Source organism: Enterobacter sp. CM29 (assembly GCF_013179605.1).
Taxonomy (GTDB): Bacteria; Pseudomonadota; Gammaproteobacteria; order Enterobacterales; family Enterobacteriaceae; genus Enterobacter; species Enterobacter intestinihominis.
In genome coordinates, this window is the sequence record NZ_JABMCU010000343.1 from 1 (window position 1) to 1,586 (window position 1,586).

General features: G+C 57.8%; 1 protein-coding gene and 1 pseudogene. One reads left to right on the forward strand and one right to left on the reverse strand.

Features of this window, described 5'->3' with window-relative positions:
• The coding region (gene sltY, locus HP459_RS22845) for a murein transglycosylase (RefSeq protein ID WP_171936913.1) at positions 1 to 1,242 on the reverse strand (1,242 nt) is incomplete at its 3' end.
• Positions 1,243 to 1,468: 226 nt separating this feature from the next.
• Here sltY and HP459_RS22850 point away from each other — a divergent pair.
• Positions 1,469 to 1,586: pseudogene (locus tag HP459_RS22850) on the forward strand (ABC transporter); the annotation flags it as partial.

Consider the following 1,586-nt stretch of genomic DNA (forward strand, 5'->3'; position numbering starts at 1 on the left):
GCGCGCCATTTCCGGACCCTGCGTCAGCGCCGGGTTCGCGTTGGCTGGCGCTTTGTCGATCTTCAGTGTGTACTCCTCGCCCAGACGCTGCGCCGCCGCCATCGGGTAGAAGCCGCGCTGCTGCATCAGGGAGTGGAGGATCGCTTTGGCTTCGTCTTCACGACCACGCTCCAGCAGCAGGTCCGCCTGCCAGTAACGCCATTCATCTTTCTCTTTAGCATCCATCGGCAGGCGCGCCAGCCAGGTATTGAGGCCACGACGATCGCCCGTTCCCAGCGCCATGCGCACGCGACGCTCCACCAGCGAGACAGAGTTTGAACGCATTACCGCGTCGTCACGCCAGCGCGCCTGTTCGTCGGTGACATCTGTTCCCATCAGTCGCCATGCCACAATATCGCGCAGTTCCTGGGTTTGCTCGTCATTAAGCTGCTGGGCCTGCACCAGCTGCGGGATCATCAGCCGGGCGTTTTCCACATCCTCACGCGCCACGCTGGCAAAGGCCACCGCCGCCATCTGGCGGGTAAAATCGGTCGCGCCGGTGGTACGCGCAAACGTCAGCACGGTATTGGGATCGTTTGCCAGACTGATAACGGCAGAGGCAATGGTCTGATAATCCGCGGGCATCTGGCCCGCCAGCACGGTAACCAGCCGGGTGTTACCGGCCTTCATCGCCAGGCGAATACGTTCCAGGTAAGAGAGCGGATCCTGCTTGCCCGAGGCGCGCCAGGCGCTGAACAGCGGGTCACAGGCGTTTGGCTGGCTTTTGCCCGTCAACCACAGCTCTTTCGCGCCGGTCCAGGCTTCCTCCTGCTGACCGGTCGCCCATTTCGCATAATAGTAATTACACTGCGCTTCCGTCGCGCCCGGCTTATCCGGGCTGAAAGCCAGCAGGCCGCGCCAGTCTTCGCGACGGGCCAGCTCGTTCACAAACCGGGACTTCAGGGTACGCGCAGGCGGCAGTGTCGGGTTCGCCTGAATGAAGTTATTTACGGTGACGGTCGGTTGATTCATGAGATCATCAGTGATCTGACGATACTCCAGATACGGATACAGCGGATAATCCTTCAGCGTCGGCATCAGCGCCTGCACGGTATCCATCTGCTTGTTGTCCCATGCCTGCTTAATCTGGGCATAGCGGTTACGTTGTTCATCCAGTGAATCGGCATGCACCGCCTGGCTTACCGCCATTACGCATACGCTGGCAGCCAGCAGACGCCAGACCACCCGTTTGGCTTTTTCCACAAGCTCTTCCTCATTGTTTTTCGTCAGTTGCAGCGTCTTGCCACGTTAAAGTTACCTCAACTTATGCTAACCAGGCATCCCACAACGCGCCACGTCATGGACACTTTTTTACCTTTCTTGCGCGTTTTAACACTCCCGACGTTCCTGGCTGGGATTAGGGCGTGAAAAAGGCTACACTTCGAGGCTGAAATTCATTCTCATCACGATAAAAGAGGCGAAGTCCAACGTGGCTCAATTCGTTTATACCATGCATCGTGTCGGCAAAGTTGTCCCGCCGAAACGTCATATTCTTAAAAATATCTCGCTGAGCTTTTTCCCGGGCGCAAAAATCGGTGTTCTGGGTC